The organism is Terriglobus sp. 2YAB30_2, assembly GCF_052114765.1.
GTDB lineage: Bacteria > Acidobacteriota > Terriglobia > Terriglobales > Acidobacteriaceae > Terriglobus.
This window is the reverse complement of the sequence record NZ_JBFRFJ010000008.1, coordinates 249,939-267,923: the sequence shown is the minus strand read 5'-3', so window position 1 is coordinate 267,923 and position 17,985 is coordinate 249,939. Positions and strand designations below refer to the sequence as shown.

At 54.4% G+C, this 17,985-nt stretch carries 7 protein-coding genes; 2 read left to right on the top strand and 5 right to left on the bottom strand.

Annotation, left to right across the window (positions count from 1 at the left end; translation table 11 throughout):
* Positions 1–85 precede the first annotated feature (85 nt).
* Entirely contained in the window at positions 86–4,195 is a 4,110-nt protein-coding gene (locus tag AB4Y89_RS14005; protein WP_442301551.1) for a chemotaxis protein CheB, read from the bottom strand.
* 788 nt (positions 4,196–4,983) lie between these two features.
* Complete coding sequence (locus tag AB4Y89_RS14000; protein WP_442301550.1) at positions 4,984–6,381, bottom strand: hypothetical protein; 1,398 nt, start codon at positions 6,379–6,381, stop codon at positions 4,984–4,986.
* A 457-nt stretch (positions 6,382–6,838) separates the two neighbouring features.
* Here AB4Y89_RS14000 and AB4Y89_RS13995 point away from each other — a divergent pair, with 457 nt between their 5' ends.
* A complete protein-coding gene (locus AB4Y89_RS13995; RefSeq protein ID WP_442301549.1) occupies positions 6,839–10,657 on the top strand; it encodes a carboxypeptidase regulatory-like domain-containing protein in 3,819 nt (1,272 codons plus the stop codon).
* 19 nt (positions 10,658–10,676) lie between these two features.
* Positions 10,677–10,910, top strand: a complete 234-nt coding sequence (locus tag AB4Y89_RS13990) for a DUF3738 domain-containing protein (protein ID WP_442301548.1) — start codon at positions 10,677–10,679, stop codon at positions 10,908–10,910.
* On the opposite strand, the gene AB4Y89_RS13985 is transcribed toward AB4Y89_RS13990, so the two are convergent.
* From AB4Y89_RS13985 to AB4Y89_RS13975, 3 genes are all read right to left on the bottom strand, one after another.
* Positions 10,849–13,014 carry an FAD-dependent oxidoreductase gene (locus AB4Y89_RS13985; RefSeq protein WP_442301547.1) on the bottom strand — a complete coding sequence of 722 codons (2,166 nt, stop codon included), beginning with the start codon at positions 13,012–13,014 and terminating at the stop codon, positions 10,849–10,851. The two genes, AB4Y89_RS13990 and AB4Y89_RS13985, sit on opposite strands and share 62 nt — an antisense overlap.
* 138 nt (positions 13,015–13,152) lie before the next feature.
* A complete protein-coding gene (locus AB4Y89_RS13980; protein WP_442301546.1) occupies positions 13,153–14,550 on the bottom strand; it encodes a helix-turn-helix domain-containing protein in 1,398 nt (465 codons plus the stop codon).
* A 310-nt stretch (positions 14,551–14,860) separates the two neighbouring features.
* Entirely contained in the window at positions 14,861–17,761 is a 2,901-nt protein-coding gene (locus tag AB4Y89_RS13975) for a TonB-dependent receptor domain-containing protein (protein ID WP_442301650.1), read from the bottom strand.
* Positions 17,762–17,985: the final 224 nt, after the last annotated feature.

The following is a 17,985-nucleotide window of genomic DNA, read 5'->3' as shown; positions in this document are numbered from 1 at the left end:
GCGAAGCACAACAGGGAGGGACAGCGTACGGTCGGTCCGCATTGTATTTTTCTGCCTCTCCTTCAGCGCGGGATTCGCAATGATGTTAGACCAAAAGTTTCCGAGGTTCGGGCGAAGCTTTGGGTATTTGTGTGGGGAGGAAGATCGCGAAGCAAGTCCCAGGCTGCTGGCCATCGGTTCGGCTGCGCATCCTGATCGAGCCGCCTAAACGAGAGATAATCCCATCAGCTACCCACAGACCAAGACCTACCCCTTGTTCACCTTTGGTGGTGAAGAACGGATCAAAGATCCGGCCCGCATTCTCCTTCGAAATGCCGCAGCCATTATCGACGATAGCAATACGAACACCAGGTCTGGGGCGAGTACTCCAATCGAATGATTTTCGCAGGGATATTGTGATCTTTCCGTTGTCCGAAATTGCTTCAATTGCATTCATGAGCAGAGTTGTTAAGACCTGACGAATCTCTCCCGGGTAGCTGTAGATCGAAAGGCCATCCAAGGCATACTTCTTTGTGATCGAAATTGCTTTTGCATCGATTCTTTTTGTATATAGATCCAGCAGGCCTTCGATCGTTTCCTCCAGATTTACCTGAGACGGCAAGGTACTTTCTCTATAGAAGCTCAACGATTGGCGCGTCAGATGCGTTATGCGTTCGAGTTCGTCAGCGGCGATCTTCGTGTAGGAACGCTCGTTCGGATCCAGATGGGGCGATTTTGCAAGGAGATCGATCAGGTTTACAACAGCTTGCAATGGGTTGTTGATTTCATGAGCCATAGTGGCTGCCAGACGTCCGGCAGCTGCCAACTTCTCCGCTTTCATCAACGCCAGCTCAGAGAGTTTCCGTCCGGTAATATCCCGCGCAATCTTTGACGCCGCGATAACTCTCCCATCCTTATCAAAAATCGGAGAAATCGACAGCGAGACCTGGAGCAGACTACCGTCTTTGCGACGTCGGATCGATTCATAATGATCCACGTGCTCTCCTTGACGGATTCGCTCCAGAATCTCTGGCTCTTCATCGATCCGGTTCCGTGGAATAAGTAGCGTAATAGGCTGTCCTATGGCTTCTTCTGCTGTATATCCGAAGATGCGCTCCGCTCCACGGTTCCAGGTCTCAATCACCCCGCCCAGATTCTTCCTGATGATGGCATCGTCTGAGGCTTCAACAATGGCGGCCAGCCTCGCCATGTCTTGCTCGGCACGTTTGCGTTCAGTGATGTCCTCTAGCGCGATCAGAATATTGGGAGGAGTATCAGGAGTCGACGGAAGCAGGTGGGCATTGAGTAGCATGCTCTTATGACCGATGTTTTCAAAGTCATGTTCTACAGTGAAATCCCGAATAATCCGGCCCGCGGAGAGAACACCCTCAAGTTGGGGCCGTAATTCCGAAATGTTCCACGCTCCGCCGCCGAGACGATAGAAGAAATGATTCAAGGTCTCTTCTGAGCCGACCTCAAAGCAGCTGAAAAAGCGTTGGTTCCCTGCAACCACCCGAAGGTTGGCATCCAATACCAGCAGGGGTTGGATGACGGTGTCCATCACTGCTCGAAAGAACTCCGTCGATTTTCTCAACTGCTCGTTAGCCCGCTTAATCGTATCGACATCATAGAGCGCGAGCACTACGCCATCGATCTTGTCATCCTGAGTCCGATACGGCAGGATGGCGAGACTGTGCCATCGCCCATCGCCGTCCCGTACCTCTCGCTCCATCGGCAGCAGACTCTCGAGAACATTTGCAACGATCGCATCCAGATCGGGCACCTCGATATTGAGGCGAATGTCTGCGATTTGCCGGCCAATGTCGGAAGCGACGACTTTGAGCAGTTTGTCGGCCATCGGTGTGACTCGGCGTATCCGCAGTTCACGGTCCAGCATGAGCACGGGAATCCGGGTGCTGTGCAACAGATTCGAAATGTCGCTGCTCAATTCCTGAAGATCATTATTTTTCTCGCGTAGCTCCGCATTGAGTGTGTTCAGTTCTTCATTAGCCGACTGAAGCTCCTCTTTCGAAGTCTCTAGTTCCTCGTTTGTGCTCTGCAGTTCTTCGTTTGCCGACAGTATTTCTTCGTTTGCTGACTGAAAAGCTTCCTTGAGTGAGTCCTCTGATTCTATTGCCGACTGCAGAGCGCTTTGCGCATCATCGAGTTCACGCCTCAGGCGTTTCACTTCGAGGCTCTCGAGCGCTGCCTTCCTTGCTGGGCTCCTCAAACTGCTTTTATCTGCAGTCCAGCTCGGAGTAACGTCCTCAAACAAGATCAGGAAATAAGGTGGCTCACTGGAACCTCTCTCGCCTAATGGTGAGACCGTGATGTTCAGCACTCTCTTATGGCCACCATCATCGAAGGGCACTCCATCCTTTCGAGCCGTCTCCCACTGCTTCCTGGCTTTGCCGATCAAAGTACGTAATTCGAGGGACAGTCCATTCCGGGCAAGTTTCAACACGTTCAGTGTCGGTTTACCGGGTCCTGGTTCAAGGTAGGGAGTCGACCGCCCTCGAAACTGAATGACTTCCATCGCGGAGTTAATCACAGCCCCGAGCGGGGCGTGGTTTTCAAGAACCACACGGTCTGCTTCCATCAACGCTTCGGATTCACTCTTCGCGACATCCTGATGTCCTCCGAAGATTTTCTGGTTGATCCGAGCAGGATGGTAGGTTTGAATGAAATCGAAACTGAGCTTGGATGCTGCTGCCTTCTTGATATAGATCTTATTTTTCTTATCAAAGACTGAGAATAGCTCTGGAAACCCAGCAGCGCTCTCGGAACCTCCAAGCACCAGAAATCCCGTTGGCTGCAGTGCATAATGCAGCCAGGGAATGATCTTCTTTTGTAGGACCGGCTGCAGATAAATGAGTAGATTCCGGCAGGTGACCATATTCATCTGCGAAAAAGGAGGATCTGCTGCCAGGTTATGCCGTGCGAACACGCACATGTCCCGCACGGATTTATCGACACGATAGCCGCCTTCTACCTTGACGAAAAAGCGGCGCAAGCGATCAGGCGACATCTGCTCTGCGATATTTTGCCGGTACAGACCTGCACGTGCTTTCTGTATTCCTTTTTCGTTCAGATCGGTTCCGAAGATCTGAACCTGATATCTCGCAGCTCTTTCCCCTAAGAACTCGCAGAGAGCCATCGCCAGAGAGTAGGTTTCCTCTCCAGTGGAACATCCCGATACCCAAATCCGAATGGATCCCTTACGTGGAACGTCCCTAAGAATGGCAGGAAAGACCTCAGTCTTAAGGGCTTCGAAGACTTCGGGATCCCGAAAGAAGCTTGTCACCGGAATCAGGACATCGTCGTAAAGTGTTACGCATTCTTCCGGATGCTCCGTGAGATGTTTCGCGTATTCGCTTATAGAGTTCAGCCTCAGGATGGCAGCACGGCGTAAAGCCCGCCTCCAGATTGTGCTGGGCTTATACTCACTAAAATTGACTGCGGTGACCTTCTGCAACTCTTCAATAATGGTTGCGAATTCGTCGCTCTGGTGTGCGGAACCAGGCAAGGTATCTTCTTCAGGTACTGCATTCACAACCGCATCTTCGTACTCCTGATAAGCAGGTCCCTGAATGCGTAGCAGTTCTTTTGCAATCTCTTGGGGCGGTAATACAAAATCGACACATCCTGACTCGATGGCGCTGCTTGGCATCGCGGGATATTCGGCCGTCTCGGGAGCTTGCGCGAACGTAATTCCGCCTTCGGCCCTAATGCTGGTTAGACCCATTGTTCCGTCAGCACCGGCTCCGGAAAGGATAATGCCGATGGCATGTTCCTTTAGCTCTTCAGCTAATGAGCGCATGAGATGATCGATCGGCAGGTGCTTACCCGGTCCGGACGGTTGTGGCGTAAGGATGAATCTGCCGGCAGAAACTGTGGAAAGCATGCCTGGCGGAGTTACGTAGACATGGCCCGGTTCTATCCTCGTATCCTGCTCGATCTCGTAGACCGGAAGATCTGTCTCCTCGGACAGGATCTCGACCAGATGGCTATGTTGATTCGGATCGAAGTGACGGAGCAGAATGAATGCCATGCCCGCAGCGGAGGGTAAGGCATGAAATAGCTCTTTGTATGCATCGAGTCCTCCAGCGGAGGCCCCGATGGCGACCAGGGGAAAGACCTTAGGGAGCCCGGCAGTATTATCCGTTTCAGAGAAGCTAGCGGGCACAACTCCAGGCTTGGCGCTGCTCGACTTCATTCTGTCTTTGATTCGGTCAGCCAACGAAGCGTTACCCACGCATGGGAGACATTCAAGTACAGAAGCATTTTATAAAAGCCCAAAGCATCATGTCACCCCGTACCAGGGCCGGGGTGATCCACGCGTTCTCAGCACCCTGCGGGGAGTATGAAACAGCGCAGGCCAATAGCAAGGATTGCGGCTAAGGGCTTCTGAGTCACGCCACCTTTCCCTCTTTGACTGGAATGCGCGGAGCCGAAGCGATCTTCTGACAAAGAATGCATTTATCTCTGTGCTCTTGTATCGCAGCTTGAAGTGCGACTATCGACGCATTCAAAGTGATCGCTCTGCTTTCGGTCGCAGTTGAGTCACTAAAGTTCAGATCCCGATATGCTTCGATTAGCCGGTTAGACAAAATGTCCCGTTCGGGACAACGTGGATAGGCCATGGGCACCTTCCGATCTCTAGGTACGACTCTGTTTAGATCACATTTAGCGGCAGGATCAGAACCTTCGCGGATCGATCTTATCCCGCCACCAGGATAGCCATCCCTCCCCATTTTCATGCCAGCAACCAGGAACAGATGGGCTGGAAAACCATTGGTCCAACACGTGGGCAAAGATTGATCGAATCGATGCCAGATAAGTCGGATGTCAAGAAGTGGTTTCCCGTTGGATTTCGGCGCCTGAAATATAACCGACGAGTACCAGCGTCCCGGGAAAATGCCTGGCTTGCGATGAAGTTCAGCAGATGATACAACCCAGGATCAAGCAACCGCGATAGGACGTTTCCGCCGTACTTGCATTCCTTCAGTAATAGCGGCTGGCGATGACACGCGCGGTCGGCGCATCTGCTGTAATACCGGATGTCTCGATGAGGAGCTCGAACGGCTTTAGGGAACCATCGGCTGCGCGCCCCTTCTCCAGAATTGGTGCCATCGCATTCTCATCAAACAGCAGGTCTTGCGCGGCCTCGGTACCTGCCATCGTCAGACCCTCCAGGATAAGCACTCTCCCATTCCCATCAAGGCTCGGCAGAAACGCCATCACAGCATAGGTCTTGCTCGAGTTTCCACTCGAATTGTTATGGAATAGCGCCGGCTCTCCGGCGAGTGGATGTTTGTTCACGATGGCGTCAAACGCCGAATAACTCTTGTAGTCGAACTGGAAGTTCAGCTTGTCCTCAAACAGTTCTACCCAGGGATTCGAATAGACAGACCCTATAAGAATCACATTCGAATGCTTGATGTCATCCATATGCAGCTCTCGTGCATAACGGATGACGAAGCGGTCCGGAACCATCTCCGGGAGCCGCGAGAGTCTCGATACGATATTTAGATCTGAAACGCTGGTATAGCGCGCAGAGTTGAGGTCATTTCTGGTGTCTTGATCGATGCCCGCCGGCAGAGACAGATTGTAGAGATATTGCCGGTTCTCATACTCCTTTAAAGACAGCGGCCGGCCGGCAATATCCTCGAGGAAGACAAGCCCGCTGTCAGCGGGAACTACAAACGTCTCCTTGCTCTTGCTGAAGAGTTGGCTCCAGAGCAAATGAGAACCACCACGCGGCCGCATGAAGCCGAGCCATCCCGAAAAGTACAGAGCAGTGGCGCCAAGTATGACAATGCAGGCAGTCATCCACCAAAAGCGGCGAGAGATCGCACGCACCCAGGGCATACTTGCTTCCCGCCTCGAACGAGCCTCAAAAATTGCAGTGTCGTGGATTACCGCCACTTTCGAGAGCGTATCCTTTTGCTCCTGCTTGGCCGCGCCCTCTATATGGAGAGAGGCATCTTCCGTTGATGCCGTAATGGGATCCTTGGCCGGAGTCCGCGGATGAAATACGGGAACATACCCTCCCCGTGGGATATTGATCCGGATAGGCTCATGACATCCTTCGCCATCAAAATAATTGTCCAGACGTTTGCGAAGAAGACGGGCATACTGTCGAACAATGTTGTCGTCGTTCGGGTTGTAGCTGGTGCGCCTGCCGAAAACCTGCACCCCGATCTGATACTCGGTAATCTCCGCAACTCTGCCTCGTAGCTGACGGTCGCAGACGTAAAGTAAGAACTTTGAGAGCAGGACGGAGGAGGTCAGTCCCTTACTTGCGGCAACTCTCTGTGCCAGCTTCCACCGGGCATCGTCCTCGAGTGACTCAGGAACCGGAATCTCCTGGATCGCGTCTTCAGTCAACCCATTTTTCATAGTTCCGTCCACGCTGGAGCATTTTTCCTGCAGGTGTAGTGTAGGGCTTCCGTATCTATGCGCGTTTTCCGCAAAGAAAACGCCACTGCACGGCTTCTTCCGGGATACCCAGCAACAGGAAAAGATGCTCTACCGCTGATCGCTCCTCGGAATTATCCCAAACCGCAATCGACCGCCTTCGCGCCAAGACCCTTAGCCTATAAAAGGAGGGTAAATGTGGCGTGAAACGCCGGCGCCTCTGTCGTTCAACTCATTCAGAAGAGAGCCAACACTCACTCCCGGCGCAAAAATAGAGTAGCCCAGCTCAACTATCTGAAAAGTATATAGTTGCTGCCCCTGCATAGACAGTGAGCGCCGGGCCTTTATACCGTGCAAACCCCTTCCGGAGTGGTCTTTCGGGTGCCAAGATGAGCATCTAACCAGCCCTCTTAGGACTAGTCCACTCCGGAGAAGACAAATGCGCCAGAAGTACAGCACACCCCTGCCTGACTCCCACGTAAGCGCTAAATCTCAACCAAGGCGGCGAAACCTTTCTCATGGGTTGTTCGCGCTCTGGCTTCTGTTGCTGGTGACTTCCAATCTCTTTGGGCAGGCAGTAACGTCTCTGCGTGGCACGGTTACCGATCCCAGCGGAGCCGTCATCCCTGGAGCCGGCATCAAGCTGATTTCCGCAATCACCGGAGCCATTCGCGCGGGTGTAACTGACGCCAGCGGAGCCTACCAGTTTCAGCAACTCCAGCCAGGGATATACGCACTCGAAGTGGATGCTCCCTCCTTTGGCCCGATCAGGAAGGAGAATATCGAGCTGCAGGTCGCCCTCCCTGCCACGGTCAACATCGTCATGCGGGTCGGCTCGACCAGTCAGGCGGTAGAAGTCACGACTGAGGCTCAGACCACCATCAATACGACGGACGCCACGCTGGGCAATGTCCTGAACAGCCAGCAGGTCTCAACCCTTCCCATCCAGGGGCGCAATGTAGTGGATCTGCTCAGCCTGCAGCCCGGCGTCACCTTCTTAGGCCGCAGCGACGGTTCTTCGTCCGGTACCAGCGGAGGCAACACCAGCAGTGACTCCCGCAGTGGCGCGGTGAATGGAGCGCGCTCCGACCAGTCCAACGTCACGCTCGACGGCGTCGATGTCAATGATGAGAACTATGGCTACGCCTTCGACAGCGTGCTCCGCATGACGCAGGACTCAGTCGCGGAGTTTCGCGTAACCACCAGCAATCCCAACGCCGAGGCGGGACGAAGCTCGGGCGCGCAGATCACGCTCATCACCAAGAGTGGAACCAACCGCCTTCACGGCAGCGTCTACGAGTACAACCGCAACGCCTCGTTCACGGCCAATGATTGGTTCAATAAGCGGACTCAGCTCGCGAACGGACAATCGAATCGACCGCCTGCCCTCGTCCGCAACATCTTCGGCGCAGCCATCGGCGGGCCTATCAAAAGAGACAAGCTCTTTTTCTTTCTGAACTACGAAGGCCGCCGGGACTCACAGGGAGCCGATGTAGGACCAAGGAACGTACCTACAGCGAGCCTGCGACAGGGGATCGTCCAATATGTCGCGAAAGGAGGCCAGGCTCAGACTCTGACACCGGCTCAGATCAAGAACATGGACCCTCAACACGTTGGTGTCAATCAGGCCGTGCTTGCAACCCTGAACAGCTATCCTCTGCCGAACGATCTGTCCGTGGGAGACGGCCTGAACTTCTCTGGCTTTCGCTTCGTTAACACCGTGCGCCGCTCTTACAACACCTATATCGGGCGGTTGGATTGGACCATCACGCCGAACCACACCCTCTTCTGGCGCGGCAATCTGGTGAACGATTCGGAGCCGGGAACGCCGCAGTTTCCTGGTCAGCCCGCTTCTACACGCGCTTTGACCAACAGCAAAGGCTTTGCCCTTGGTTACACGGCTGTTCTACGGGCTAACCTGGTCAATAACTTTCGCTGGGGTCTGACACGGCAAGGCTCATCGACATCCGGCATATCCAATCAACCCAGCGTAGGCTTAGCCGGAGTGGATTTGCCCACAGCCTTTTCGCGGACCAGCAGCTATATCATTCCCGTGCACAATCTGGTCGACGATCTCTCCTGGATCAAAGACCGGCATAGCTTCCAGTTTGGCGCGAATATCCGCATCATCGACGACCAGCTCGCCAGCACCGGCAACTCCTTCCCCAGCGCAGGCACCACGATCGGTTGGCTCCTGCCTTCGGGAATTGCGAATCGCGGGGTTCCGCTCGATCCGGCGGCCGCCGGTTATCCCGCTGTCGCCACCAGCTATGCCAGCTATTACAACAATGCGATCGCCGATGCCGTCGGCCTGGTTACCGAGGGCAACGCTGTTTATAACTACGACAAGACCGGCAATGCTCTTCCGCTTGGAGTACCCGTCAAGCGCGACTATCGCTGGAGCGAGTATGAACTCTATGCGCAGGATAGCTGGAAGGTACGTCCCGATCTCACACTGACGTTCGGTCTCCGCTACTCACTCTTGCAGCCGCCAACCGAGACCAGCGGCACCCAGGTAAGCACATGTGTCCTGACCAGTAACGCCTGCACTCCCTTCTCACTCACTGAGTTTTACAACCAGAGCGCACGTCAGGGCGTTACCGGGGGAACGGCCAGCAAGGTGCCTAATCTCTCCTTTGATCTCAACGGAAGATCCAATGGCCGTGCTGATTTCTGGAACTGGGATAAATCCGACATCGCGCCGCGCTTCGCATTCGCGTGGGCTCCCCACGCTAACGAAGGGATGTGGCGCAGTATCTTTGGTCAGCAGGGAAAAACCTCTATCCGAGGGGGCTACACGCTGGTTTATGACCACTTTGGGGCGGGCATCGTAAACAACTACGACACCACAGGCTCCTACGGACTTACCAGTAAGATCTCCAATCCTCCCGGTGTCCTCACCACAACCACTGCCCCGCGCTATCAAGGAGTCACTTCATTTCCCTCAGGTCTTCTACCATCAGCGCCTGCAGGTGGCTTCCCGGCTACTCCCGATCCCGAAGGCTTCAACATCAGCTGGGGTCTGGATAGCAAGATCAAGACACCCTATTCGCATCTCTTCGATCTCTCCATCCAGCGCGAGATCGGCTCCAACACCTTTGAGATCAGCTACGTTGGCCGTATTGCGCATCGGTTGATGGAGCAGATGGACGTTGCCATGCCTCTGAATCTCAGCGGCAACGGTAGCGACTACTTCGCTGCAGCGGCCGACCTTTCAAAGATGGCCAACGCCAATGTTCCCGTCACCGCCGTACAGCATATTCCCTACTGGCAAACGCTCTTCGGGGCGCTCGAGGGGAAGGACATCGGGAATGGCACTCTCACCGCCACGCAAAACGTCTACGCTCTGTTCCAGCAAAATCTGGGCAATGAGACGGCTGCTCTTAACCTGCTTGACGAGCCGTCCGGCGGACTTGGAGCAGGGACCCTCTATCCTGCCTATCGGTTCTTTCACAGCCAATACTCCGCGCTTTATGGCTGGCGCTCCATCGGCATGTCGTACTACAACGCTCTGCAGGTGGTGTTGCAACATCATTCCTCCCATGGCCTGCAGGCCGGCTTGAACTACACCTACTCGCGCGCGATTGACTGGAACTCACAGGCTGAGCGTCTCGGCAACTCCGGCAGTGTGAACAATGCGCAGATCATCAACACCTGGGTGCCGGATCAGCTTCGTGGCCGTGCCGATTTCAATATGACTCACCAGATCAACGGCAACTACCTCTGGGACCTTCCTGTTGGAAGAGGCAAGACCTTCCTCGGAGGGACCAACCGTATTGTCGATGCACTGATCGGGGGCTGGCAGACGACTGGAATCGTGCGCTGGACAAGCGGTCTGCCCTTCGGCGTGGACGATGGCTCCAACTGGCCGACGAACTGGGACATCGAAGGCTTCGCTACCCTTTCATCCAAAATCCCTGCCGCGGCTCTCAAGCGTGGTAAAGGCGCGCAGCGTTTCGCCGATCCGGGGGCCGTCTTCAACAGCTTCCGCTTGGCCTATCCCGGCGAATCGGGCACACGCAATCCTCTGCTTGGAGACGGATATTTCAGTTGGGATACGGGTCTGAACAAGGCCTTCACATTAACCGAACGCCTTAAACTGCAACTCCGGGGTGAGGCGTTCAATGTCACGAATAGCGTGCGATTTGACCCGCACTCGGTGAGTGCCAACATGAATCAACCCGCGTCATTTGGGAACGCCAGTTCTACGCTGACCCAATCGCGCGTGCTGCAAGTCGCGGGCAGAATCGAGTTTTGATCTTTCATCAATAACAATCTTGTCCGGACCCGCGGGCCGACCTGTCGTTGACAAGACTGGTCTAACCGGGATCTACGATATGCATCTTGACATGGGCGAGCCGGACTCGCCTCTTGATCGTCTCCAATATCGCGATAGCAGAAGTTACATACGAACACGCAGAATCCGCACACCGAAACGATGTGCGGGATCTAATGGAATGACAGTTGTTGCTGGCTGTTGTAGAGAACCAGAGCGACATCCGCTCGTCTGATTGGATCATCTTCTTTGCCGTCTATATCCTTCAGCAAGGCGGCACGATCATAGTTCACGTTTCTTTTGATCTTCCCGATTGCGACCAATGAATCGACGAACTCTTTCGCCGTGAGGGAAGCATTAGGACAGAACAATGCCGGTGATTGCTTGCACGGGGGAACTGGACTTAGGGCGTGCCAGGCTTCCACCGCGGCCGAAAAATTGGAATAGAGCGGCAGATCGGTATAGCTGGCTTTGGTGCAGGATAACTTCCGGCATATTGTGGCTGGGCTGGTTGCTCCTCCCCCGCTCAACTGAAATGCACGATCCAGAATCTCCGCAGCTTCACCGCGAGTAAGGCCGTCCTGAGGAGCAAACCCCGCTGCCTTCAGGTCCATCCATTTGTGAGCGACTGCGAATTGAGCTGCCTGCCACGACCGTGTACCCATCGTCATATCGGGCATCGGTGACCTGGCAATGATGCTTCCCGATTGCAGTAAGACGGTTTGCACCTGCCCGGTAGGTACCGCCGCTGGCTGTATGCCTTCACGGACAGCTAACGCCGCTAATGTCCCCGCAGCCTGACCAGTCAGCATGGTGATCGGTTGAAGACGCGTTGCACTGTTGGCCAAGCGCGATTGTGAAATATTCTTCTCCGCCACCAGAAAACCATCGACTTCCTGCGCGATCAGCGAGCGCAGCGGAACCTCGAAGGGGCCTGAGCGGAATCCCCGGGGACGATCCGACAAGTGTTCCAGTTGCTCCTCCAGATCGCTTTCCGCATCGCAGGCATGTAAGTCATCCGGATAATCGCCAACCGCAATCGAGTCGGCGAATCCGACGACGGATATACCCCCCTGACGCTCGCGTCGGATATCGCCTGCGGTCAACGTGTATTCTCCGATGACCCTCTGGCTCTCGCGAATATACGGTAGCGCCGGCATGTTCGCTTCGATCACCTTGAATTCTTCGGGAATATTTGGGCACGAATTCTCTGTGCGATTGAACGGTGTATCGTAGCCCTCATCATTTGCAACCGACCAGAGCGGCTCGTGCAACTCGTGTTGCAGGTAATACAGGTTTGCCAACGTCTTCAGCTTTGCTTCGCAGAGAATTTTCTTTCGTGCATCTCGATCGAAGATATCGGTGTGAGTTGGAAGGTCGTTGAACCAGTTCAGAACCGTGCGCGTGATCTTGCGAGTTTCTGCCGACACATACGAATCAGGATTGGAGGAATCGGGGAGACCGCGATAGGCGTTGTGGTTCGCGAAATTGACGGGCACGGCATCGACCCATGGGTTACCGTCAACCTGCCACTTGGCCTGAAGGAGTGGCAGCCATTTTTCGTATTCCGGCGGAGTGTGCTGCATCCGGAGTTCCTGCGACACACCGTTCGGATACTTCTTGATGACCATGGTGTAGGTGAGATCCTGCGTACAGGACTTCCCATTATCAGGTCCTACCGAACGTCCGCTACGGAACCTGGCCGGCGTCAACGGGATTACGTCTCCGAATTCAGTGGCATCGATCAGGACTTTGCTTTGCAAGGTACGTCCATGCGCGGTGATCACTCCAGTAACGGTCTTCCCCGTCGTGGTGACCCGCGCCACACGATCTTCCAGGATGAGGTCAATGTGTCCCCTGCCGTCGGGAGTATTGTTCACCTCGGTAATCATCCCGTTCAGGATTTTCCGAATCGCTGATGGCTCAAAGCAGTGGCCGCCGGAAGACCAATAGCAGGTCCCGACGGACTTTCCGCGAGCCAGGTAGTAAGCCCCCATGCGTGTCAGGAACTCACGATAGATACCCGATGGAGGCGTGAGATTGTTGCCTTCATCCATGGTGCTGACTGCAGCCGCGGCCATTTGACCGCCGATCCAGTCCGTCTCCTCCAGCAGCGCTACGCGCGCGCCAAGCCGGGCTGCCTGAATCGCTGCCGAGAATCCTCCAGTACCAGCCCCTGCAACGACAACGTCATAGCTCTTCGAGCTGCCTTGCGCTACAGCACCTACGCCAGGCAGAAGAAGTGCAATTCCAATGAAAGACGGCAGGCAGCACGCGAACAGCATCGCGACGCGAAATACTATTGGCTGGAAGAGTCTGTGGACAGTCCCTGGGGTCATCTCGGCGGCATCTCCCTTGCGATCTAAGAACGAGCCTGACGACTCGCGCAGAACCCATGAAAGAATTCCACCGCGGTGGAACCATTGACCAGTTCCACGTCGTAAATGTAACTATTGTTACGTACCTGTTTCTGCTATTTACGGCTTGCTCGGAACGATGGGATGAGCATTGAAGGGTCGTATCGCACCCAGCCTGGCTTGAATCGGTGCCCCTTGGTTGACCTCACAAAAAATGACCGCCTCGAAGTACGGGGTATTCATTTTTTGCAGTGCGTCATTGATCTCCCGAAGGCCGTCTTCGGAAGTTAAGTAGGTGATTAGGGCAGTCGTCTGGGCTCCCTGAACCAGCAGGATTCGGGCGCCGTCATTGCCATGCGGGAGTAAAGCCACAATGCCCGGGGTGACTTGACGGGAGCCGGGCTCGGATACCAGAGGGAAATCCCGAGGGTTCGTGGGAGAACTCAGCCGATCGACGACGCGGGTCTCGTAGTCCTCCATCTGGAAGCCGAGCTGATCCAATTCCGTTTGGTAGGTCGCTAAAGATCTCTTGGTTCCGAGGGCCACGATATTCTCGTGGTCCACGATTTGCTGCGGGGTATTCGCCGAACTGGAAAAATTGGACCGGACACCGTATCCATCCATATAACGCGCTAGCTCAAGAGAGGCAAACGTATCGGAAGCGACAGTGTAGCCCTGCCACGCGGTAGGGTCAGTGTGACTGGTGACGAGCTGGCTGATCGCCGCAGACTCTCGCCACTGGCTGGGGGTGTTGATCAATATGTCGCGAACAATCAGCCTTCCGCCGTTCGGCGCCGGGAAAGAAAAGAAGACCGGCGCCGGCAGTACCATTCGCATTGGCTTGCCGTTTTCGAGAACTCGGCTCCAAAACAAAGGCAGATCGCGATGGGGTGCGCCAGCGACATTCCTCTTGGTAAGGACAACCTTAAACAGGAGCGCCGTACAGACTGCCAACAAGAGAAGGATCGCAACCGCGAAGGGCGTTGCGATGATGGGCCGACTGGGCGGCTCAGGGGTTACCGCGATAGTTGGAGGCGGGGCACTTGCATCTTCGCCAATGGCAAAGGCTTTCCGGCCTTCGGGTTCCGCTTCTACGAAGGGCTCTGCCTCGTCCGCCGCCACGAAGAGCAGCTGATGAGATCCGACCGGGATCGCAATTCGCCGGGAATGATCTGCGCCCTCTTCCGCGTAAAACTTTTCAAGCGATTTGCGCAATCTTCCAATCTGCACTCGGACAGTCGCATCGATCTTGGAGTCGAAGTCCGGTCGTCGCCCGAGAGCGTCCGTTGCAATGGCGTACTCGTTCAGTTCGTGATCGCGGTTTTCCCAGAGGTAAAGGAGCAGCTTCTTGAGAGTAATGCTGCGGACGAAGGTGCGACTCTGCAAAACTTGATCGAGAAGACGTTCGTCTTCGCGCATTTCAGCAATCGCGGTGGGTTCCGTTTGCACTGCTCGGAACTCTAGCATCTCCATGGAGGATTGACAATCGATCAGCTTACTAGCTTCAAGGACGCTCATTCACCTCGTTAAGACCACGTAACTTGCATCGAACTTCAACCCAATCCGTCCATGAAGATGTCGAACGTTTTCTGTTTTGTGGCTTTCCCACTTGAGCGATGATCGCTCTGTTGTGTGGTTCTGCTGTCGTGAAGTCGAGGTATCTCGAAAACGTTGTCGATGAAGAGGGCGCTTCGATTCGAGAGACTTGGCCGTCATGTTTCGCTTGCTTGAGAAACAGACGGCCAGCAAGCTCCAGCTATGAGCGCTGAAGAAACATTCGTGAGGAACCCTTGTCCAGAGCTTTCGTTCTGGACAAGGGCTTGCCGGCTTAGAAGGAAAGCTTTAGGGCAAGTTGTAGACTTCGTGGCTGGTTCGATTGCGACGAGATTTGTCCGAACGTCGTTGAGCCATAGGTTACTGTCGGCTGGCCAAACTGGACCTTGTTCAAGAAGTTGTAGGCCTCAAACCGAAATTGAACTCCATATCTTTCCCGGAAGCGGAATTCCTTTATGAATGACAGATCGTCCTGGAAATGGAAGGGGCTGCGCATCAACCCCGACGCGCGAGGAACATCTCCAAGCTCGAAAGCCCTGGTGGGGCGGAAGGCATTTGGGTTGAAATACCCCACCTCTGTACCGCCACCCAACCTATTCTTGACTGGGCCTTGCGTTAATGGATTCACTCCTGGAACAAAGCTGGGGCGGCTACCAGAATACGCAGCACCACCTGTCTCAGTGAGGTCTAATGGGAACCCCGATTGGATGAAGACGATGGTGTTCAGTTTCCAACCTCCAAGGAACTCGTTCACCCAAGGCCGGACGTTGCTCCCAAATCGTTGTCCTCGTCCGAATGGAAGAGTGTAGTTCCCAGTCGCTACGAAACGTTGCGGGACATCTGTAGGGAGATAAGAACGTTCAATATCCATACGATAGTAGTTTTGGTAGGCGGGAATTCCGTTTTGATTGAATCCACCCGTCGTGTAATCAGAAACATTGCCGAGAAGCTTAGACCAGGTTAGAGCCACCGTTGCTACCAGATTTTTTACCCGACGAACTGTGAGGTAGGCCTGGAACGCGTTGTACGACGTGGTTCCAATATCGTTCTGAAATAGAGCCAGTGTGTTATTCGTCAAACCTGTGTTCAGTGCATATTGCGGATAGGCAGCGAGGAGTTGCTGGCGTCGGACCGTTGCGGTATTTAGCTGCGATGAGGCGGCCGCCTTGCCATAAAATGGATTGGGAACTGCAGCGGCGAGATATGCGGCTTGAGTTCCTCCAGGATCTCCAACCGCACCCCAGTCTTTCGGCTGCAGATCGTTCGGGTTCGAGTTGATCGGCAGGTGCGTGCCTTTCGATCCCGCGTAGTTCAAGTGAAGGACGAGACCTGTCGCCAGCTCTTGTTCCACACCAAAATTCCACTGCTGAATATAGGCCTGCGGATTGTGATAGAGGAGTCCCGACACGGAATTACCCGTGCTGACCTGAACGCCTGCGGAAGCTCCGGCCGGTAAGGCGACGCCATTGGGCAAAGGGTTGTCCATCGTAGTTGTTGGGACGTCGCTGAAAGCGTACGTTTTGGCCGTATCTTGCGTATACCCCATCGTTGCAGAGCTATATATACGCTGTGACGTCGGTAGGAAAAGCATGTTATATCCGGCACGCACAGCAGTACCGGTGTAGGGGCTAAAAGCCAAACCCACACGAGGGCTCACCCTGTTGTAGTCCTGCCAAAAGCCCGCGGAATTGCCATTTGCTCCAACGTATTGCGCACCTCCGGTAAATGGAAACGAGGAGGTCGAGAACGGGTTGGTCGCGTTCAAATCAATCGACGCCCATTGGTTATGCCGCTCACGCATCGCACCCTCGTGCTCATATCTCACTCCCAGATTCAAAGTAAGATTCCGGGCAAGTCGCCAATCGTCTTGAATAAACACCGAGTTATACCACTGGTGCATTGCAAACTCGGCATTACGGACCAAGTGGGTATCCGAGGGAACGCCAAGCAGGAAGGAGGCAAAGGCATCGAACTGACTTGGGTTAGCGGCAGGCGCGTTGAATGCATTTGGGCCCCGCGTTAATAGATTGCTGAAGGTGAACGTACCGAGCGGATTGGCGAATGAAGGCTCGTTCTCATAGATCAACCGGCCATCATAGCCAACATTCAGGGTGTGAGTGCCCTTTTGCCAGGTAAGCAATGGCGCCAAAGAGTGCGTGTAGTGGTCCCATCGATTGGAGCCCGCGAGATATCCCAATGTGGAGAAACTCGTCATGATGAGATAAGGAATGCCTGGCGTCTGTTGCTCGCTCAAGAAGTTACTTGAGAATCCGTAGGGCCTCGGATCGATGCCATAGCTCCCAGAGATCTGCTGGTTCCTTTGATTTGCAAACCCGTACGTCACTTGCAACAACATATTTGGCGAGAATGTCCACGTATCGCCCAAGGCGAAGAGATATGCACTGATTGGCTGGTACACAGCATTGGAACCTGTTGGTTTGTCGAACCAGTCGTTCTCGCGGTGCTTATTGACGCTGTATGTTCCACGCGCGAACACTCGTTGCCGTTCTGAGAAATTGTGATCAATACGAAAGTTGTACTGATCGTCAACGTCGGTCTGCCTTTGTACGTGGGAATAGTTACTGGCGATCCCGCTCTTCGTTGGCAGCGGATAGAAGTCGAGAAGTGCCTTGGCAACGGGATTGATGTTGACCACTCCTTTGCCGGCAGCAAAGCATCCACCAGCATTGCACCCTGCAGGCAGTGGAGTGCGCGTATAGGTGGTCCCTACAAGGTGTGTGCTATAGGGGTCGTAAACGACATCCGTGTTCTCGGTAAGGATTCCTTGCCGCATGAGCACTGTAGGAACCGTGAGTACCCATCGTGCATATGCGATTTTGCGAATCCCTTCATATCCAAAGGTAAAAAACGTCGCCGGATCTCCATGGTGAATTCCAGGGATCATCACAGGTCCGCTGACAAAACCTCCGAACTGATTGAAACGAAGCGGCGGCCTGAAGTCGTTGCGACCGACGAAGGGAACTGTGCCTGACCTCTTCTGAAAAAAATCGGCCGCATTCATCTGGTCATTCCGAAAGAACTCATAGATGTCGCCGTGAAACTTATTCCCACCCTGCTTACTTACGATATTCAGAAATCCGCCGCTGGAGCGGCCGAACTGAGCACCTGGACTAGAAGTAATCACCTTGAACTGATTGACGGTTTCCGCGGTCACGGTAACGGCCGGCTGTCCCTGGCAGCAGACCGTAATCGGAATGCCATCCAGATAAATCTCATTGGACCCGCCAATACCTCCATTCGCTTGAAAATTGTTCGTGGCTGCCGCGACAAGGGCGCCTCGTGCACTGCTCACACCAGCACCGAAGCTGCCTCCTGGAGTGATGCCAGGGCTGAGAGCGGCCAGAGAGTACGGATTCCGCCCATTCATGGGGAGATCCT

What these genes read in the sequence shown, in the direction of transcription:
- AB4Y89_RS13985 (WP_442301547.1), bottom strand. Translation starts at nt 13,014, where the DNA reads ATGACCCCAGGGACTGTCCACAGACTCTTCCAGCCAATAGTATTTCGC.
- AB4Y89_RS14005 (WP_442301551.1), bottom strand. Translation starts at nt 4,195, where the DNA reads ATGAAGTCGAGCAGCGCCAAGCCTGGAGTTGTGCCCGCTAGCTTCTCT.
- AB4Y89_RS13980 (WP_442301546.1), bottom strand. Translation starts at nt 14,550, where the DNA reads ATGAGCGTCCTTGAAGCTAGTAAGCTGATCGATTGTCAATCCTCCATG.
- AB4Y89_RS13995 (WP_442301549.1), top strand. Translation starts at nt 6,839, where the DNA reads ATGCGCCAGAAGTACAGCACACCCCTGCCTGACTCCCACGTAAGCGCT.
- AB4Y89_RS14000 (WP_442301550.1), bottom strand. Translation starts at nt 6,381, where the DNA reads ATGAAAAATGGGTTGACTGAAGACGCGATCCAGGAGATTCCGGTTCCT.